7 protein-coding genes are annotated in these 4852 nt (G+C 30.4%); all 7 read right to left on the bottom strand.

The features are described from left to right. Positions 1–29 precede the first annotated feature (29 nt). Positions 30–536: a hypothetical protein gene (locus FLJC2902T_RS15395; RefSeq protein ID WP_023580730.1), complete on the bottom strand. Its 507-nt coding sequence runs from the start codon at positions 534–536 to the stop codon at positions 30–32. A gap of 163 nt (positions 537–699) precedes the next feature. Further along, the gene (locus FLJC2902T_RS15390; protein WP_023580728.1) at positions 700–1191 is read right to left on the bottom strand and encodes an Imm27 family immunity protein; all 492 of its coding nucleotides are present in this window, start codon (positions 1189–1191) and stop codon (positions 700–702) included. A gap of 210 nt (positions 1192–1401) precedes the next feature. Continuing rightward, positions 1402–1920, bottom strand: a complete 519-nt coding sequence (locus tag FLJC2902T_RS15385; protein WP_023580727.1) for a DUF4279 domain-containing protein — start codon at positions 1918–1920, stop codon at positions 1402–1404. Positions 1921–2083: 163 nt separating this feature from the next. Beyond that, positions 2084–2377 carry a type II toxin-antitoxin system RelE/ParE family toxin gene (locus tag FLJC2902T_RS15380; RefSeq protein ID WP_023580726.1) on the bottom strand — a complete coding sequence of 98 codons (294 nt, stop codon included), beginning with the start codon at positions 2375–2377 and terminating at the stop codon, positions 2084–2086. Next, entirely contained in the window at positions 2378–2620 is a 243-nt protein-coding gene (locus tag FLJC2902T_RS15375; protein ID WP_023580725.1) for a type II toxin-antitoxin system ParD family antitoxin, read from the bottom strand. Between the two features lie 216 nt (positions 2621–2836). Continuing rightward, entirely contained in the window at positions 2837–3790 is a 954-nt protein-coding gene (locus FLJC2902T_RS15370; RefSeq protein WP_023580724.1) for a Fic family protein, read from the bottom strand. 219 nt (positions 3791–4009) lie between these two features. Beyond that, the coding region (locus FLJC2902T_RS16350; protein ID WP_035679238.1) for a hypothetical protein at positions 4010–4852 on the bottom strand (843 nt) is incomplete at its 5' end.

Genomic DNA, 4852 nt, shown 5'->3' with positions numbered 1-4852 from the left:
ATTGCAGAAAACCGCTGTTGTATGAAGTACTAATTAAATTCTATTTTGTTTTTGCTAAGATTGATTTCATAAAATTCTTGATTATTCAAATAAAACTCTCCAGAACCTAAAAATAAAGTTTTATTCCAATCTTGAAAATATTTCTTTGCTTGGCGTTTTTTTGAAAAATTAAATAATCCAATATAAATTATCGTATCGTTTTCTGTACTCAAATAGCTTGCATATTGCCGATAATAATAATTATATTTTTTTTTAACGATTTTTGAATTGCTGAACTTTTTATCTAATTTATAATGAGAATTAAATTTTTTTAAACCCTCTTTACGGTGCGAATAATAATCTCTAAAAAATATATTTTCCGCTTTTTGGATTTGTGTGAGATTTGGACTTAATGGTTTATTATATTTTTCATTGCGAAAAGGAAAATTATAATCTTTATCAAACACAACGCCTTTGCCATCATAAAAATCTTTAAGCTCAATGATTTCGGGCGATTGAAAAACTAGAAGTATGATTATAGATAATATTGTTTTCATAAGTGCTTATTACGCAACGTTTTTCAAGTATTTCATACAACGTCCCGCCGGCTTTGAGAAGGTGGGGAATTGTTTTCCCAAAAGTATAAATTAAAGATTTAGTTTACAAATTCAAAACCAACTTTAAATTTTGCCCTAAAGCCCCACTTGCTCAAAACCGCTGTTAACGGCTGTGCTTACTCAAACTAGCAACCACTTTAATTAATAAGTTTTCAATTTCATTCCTCAAGATTTCTGAATTATCTTTTGTCACATCTAGCCCGTAACTATCCTTAAGTTCTTGAAAAATATTTTGGACTTCTTGGTTAAACGGTTTTTTATTGTAAATAAAGCTCAAAACTTTGTGGGAGATGCTATCATATTCATCACTTGGCGCTCCTGATTCAATTAAATTACACGGGTCAAAATCATTGATAATATTGCGAGTAATTAGAAAGTCAGATTTAAAATTTGATTTTTCCCAAGGAAATTTTTCAAGTAATCTCAATTGTGGCAAACCGCCTCCATGATATTCTGAATTTGGATATTCTTCAATCCAACGATTAGAATCATTATCGATATAATAAATATTCCAACCACTTTCGTCAGTTGTTATTTTTCTCAAAGTTTTCTTTGTTGCGATAAAATCATCGCCTTGTAAAATTTTGTTGTTCATAAAGTCGGTTTTCACAGCGTTTTTCAGAGCATTGCCGTTAACGTCCCGCCGGCTTTGTGGCAGGTGGGGATTTTTATTACTGATGTTTACAAATATACCTAAAAGTTTGAAAGAAAAAATTTCAAAGAAAGAAGGAAGTGCAAACACTGACCTTTACCGATAAATCCCAAAACCCCACTTGCACAAAACCGCTGTTGGCAGTAGTAGTTTTTAGTCTTCATTTTCGTCTTCGGTGCTATAGTAATAAATGTCAAACTCGATTTTAAGGTTTCTGTCGCTTAGCATTTTCATTATTTCTGGATTTAGAGTAAACCCTCTATTCCAATTTTCCATATATCCTGCGACGTCAATCCACGCTTCATATTTTGATGTTAATATTTTCCATTTGTCTAAATCCGTTGTCAGACTTTGAAGTAAGTTTGTTAATTTAACATTCAAATCGGTTTTATCTCTTTTTGAAGACAGATACCATTTTCCCCAATTAGTAATTCTTGTTTTGTTGGAATTTCCAACAGAATGTCTTTCATTTGGATTCCAAGATTTTGTAGGCTCAACTCCAAGAAGTTCTGTAATTTCTTGTTTATTTAATTTGTTAGAATAAAAATTTACTCCGACGCTAAATTCTTCAAATATTCCTCCGATTTCTGCAACACATTCACTTTCGTCAAGGTTCGCACGTTCCTTGATTATTTCTTTTCCGTTCTCGTCAAACCATCTTGCTGAATTCATCGTTCTGTTATTTTACTATTACTGCCAACGTCTCGCCGGCTTTAAGAAGTTGGGGATTTTTGTTCCCGAACCATTCCATTAGGACTGAAGCCAAATATACAAAAAGCTCGTCCCATTATACTCCAAAACCCCAATTTCTTAAAACCGCTGTTATGTGAGGTTTCTATAATTTACTTTTCAAATCCATCATTCCGTGCAAAATTCTTATTATCTCAATTTCATTCTTTGAAATCTCTCTATAAAAAATAATATGCTCACCACATTTATAACCTAGAATATTTAAAGAAATGATTTCATAAGATTTTCCAAATTGAGGATTATTTGCCAGGTCTATACATGAAGCAATTATTAAATTATAATACTTCTCGGCCTGATTTTGTGACCATTCTTCAACAGTATAATCCCAAATATTTATTAAATCGTCTTGAGCTTTATTGGTAAAATGATATTTTCCCATTTATTTTTTTCTTGCCTTTAATGATTCCAAAAACTTTTTAGGTTCAAAATCTTCAGCGATTCCACTATCAATTCCTTCTTGTATAGCTTTTCTTAAAACAACAATTTTATTTTCTTCATCTTCAAGAAGACGCAAACCTGCGCGTACAACTTCACTCGCATTGTTAAATCTACCGTTATTGATACTGCTTTCAATAAAACTTTCAAAATGGTTTCCTAATGATATTGATGTGTTTTTTCCCATGACTTTAAGAATTTTAAACAAGTTACCAAAAAATGGTAACATAGGCAATTTTACCGCAAAGTTTTTTCGAAATCTCACATAACGTCCCGCCGGCTTTATGAAGTTGGGGATTTTTTGTTCCCAAACCATTCCACCAGGACTGAAGTCAAATATATAAAATTGCTTTTAATTCTTGCCTAAAACCCCAATTTCTTAAAGCCGCTGTTGTGCGTAGTATTAATTTTTTCTATACGTTGTTGTTTTTTTATCTCCATGTTTTGTAATGATTCCCATTTCAACCGCTTTTTTCAAATCTCTACTAGCTGTTGCTGATGATAAATCCTTGAAATAATTTAGATAATCTTTTCTTGTAAATTCTTCAACAAAATTTTCAATGAAAACTTGAATTCTATTTTCATCAGAAAGTTTTTTTGTTGAGTTTTCTAAGAGTTCGCTCAAAGATTGGTCAATAATACTTAACATATACTCAATGAATTTGGTTGATTTTCCTTCTTTATCAGAGGCTGATAAAGAATTGTAATAGGCCGTTTGATTTTTTGAAATTAAAGTTTCAAAAGGTAAAAATTCAAACACAGGATATTCTTCCATTAAAATCAAAGTTTGCCATAATCTTCCCATTCTTCCGTTTCCGTCCATAAATGGATGGATAAACTCCATTTCGTAATGAAAAACACAACTTTTAATTAATGAAATTTCAGATTTATCCTTTAAATATTGAAATAGATCTTTCATTAGAAATGGAACATTCTCATAGGGAGGTGCAACATGTTCAACTTTTGAACCTTTTACAATTCCTACGCCTTTTGTCCTATACTTTCCTGAATTTTCAATAAGATCTTTCATTAGCATTTTATGAGCTTTTAAAAAATCTTTCTCGGAGTGATGTTTAAGAGTATTTATATTTTTATATACTTCTAAAGCGTTCAGAACTTCTATTATATCTTTCTGAGGCCCAACAACTCTTTTGTTTTCTAATATGGCCGTAATTTGTTCTTCTGACAAAGTATTTCCCTCAATACTTAATGAAGAATGTATAGTTTTTATCTGATTTTGTTTTCGTAAACTTGGATTGGTTTTGACTAAATATTTTGCGTTAACTTCTCCAATTTTTTCAGAAATTGAAGAAATATATTTTAATATCGGAGAAGTTATTTCGTATGGTGGTTTCATATTTTGATACTATCATTTGATACTATCAAAAATATGTATTTTAGTTTGATATTTAGCACGATCGTTGAGAAATATTACGCACAACGTCCCGTGGCTTTATGAAGTTGGGGTTTATATGTTCCCAAACCTTTCCATTCGGACTGAAGCCAAATATACAAAAAGTTCGTCCCACTAATCCCTAAAGCCCCAATTTCATAAAACCACTGTTACCAGCAGTATTTATTTTTCAAATATAACCTCGGCCTTTATTTTTAGACTTATATTGTTTTGGCTAATATTTAGAGTCCAAATTTCTAAATCTTCGAATCCATCTTTTTTTAATGGGCTAGATATTTCTCGCACAGTTTCAGGCAGATTCATATTGTACTTATCAATTGTATATTCTACGCTATTATATTTAATTGTCAATGATTTAATTGTATCGTAATCAAAGTTCTTAGGAACACTTATTTCACTAGTAATAGTATTCAAAATATTTATTTTATCATTTTGTTTTGAAGCGGTATTGAGGAACATCTCTAAATTCACATTTTTAACATTGATTTCATTTCCGTTTTCAAGGATGATCAATTTCAAAGGCGTGTATTGGGCACGGATTTTTGTCAAAGTAAGTTTTATATCTTTGTTAAGATCAGATTGGAAAATTCCAACAATAGAATCTAATTCTTTGTAAAAGTTTGAATCTCTTAAGACAGAATCAATATTCTTGCTATTCTTAGCTTTATTAATAAATAGCTGAATTTTCGCAACACTATAATTCCTAGAGTAAGTATCAGATAATTGTACAAATGATTCTTCTTTAAATAGTTCGATTTCTTCGATTAAAAAATCATCAAATATTTTTACATCTTCAGTTTTATTAAAATCCAATTGAAAGTTTCTAAATAATTCTGGTTTAGTTTCATCAATGCTTGATTTAATTGTATTGTACTTTTTATTTAATATTTCCTTACAATTAATTGCACTTAGAAATTCTTCAGTTTTATCTTCAATCGTCTGTCCGAATGAAAATGTAGTAATCAACAAAAATATACTCGTAACTGGTGGATTCAAGTATCTAGC

The sequence above is a fragment of the Flavobacterium limnosediminis JC2902 genome, assembly GCF_000498535.1.
Lineage (GTDB): Bacteria > Bacteroidota > Bacteroidia > Flavobacteriales > Flavobacteriaceae > Flavobacterium > Flavobacterium limnosediminis.
The sequence above is the reverse complement of the archived record's forward strand: the minus strand, read 5'-3'. Positions and strand labels throughout refer to the sequence as shown.

Excerpts from the sequence above, each read along its gene's own strand:
- FLJC2902T_RS15370 (WP_023580724.1), bottom strand. The coding sequence starts at position 3,790 with ATGAAACCACCATACGAAATAACTTCTCCGATATTAAAATATATTTCT.
- FLJC2902T_RS15380 (WP_023580726.1), bottom strand. The coding sequence starts at position 2,377 with ATGGGAAAATATCATTTTACCAATAAAGCTCAAGACGATTTAATAAAT.
- FLJC2902T_RS15395 (WP_023580730.1), bottom strand. The coding sequence starts at position 536 with ATGAAAACAATATTATCTATAATCATACTTCTAGTTTTTCAATCGCCC.
- FLJC2902T_RS15390 (WP_023580728.1), bottom strand. The coding sequence starts at position 1,191 with ATGAACAACAAAATTTTACAAGGCGATGATTTTATCGCAACAAAGAAA.
- FLJC2902T_RS15375 (WP_023580725.1), bottom strand. The coding sequence starts at position 2,620 with ATGGGAAAAAACACATCAATATCATTAGGAAACCATTTTGAAAGTTTT.
- FLJC2902T_RS15385 (WP_023580727.1), bottom strand. The coding sequence starts at position 1,920 with ATGAATTCAGCAAGATGGTTTGACGAGAACGGAAAAGAAATAATCAAG.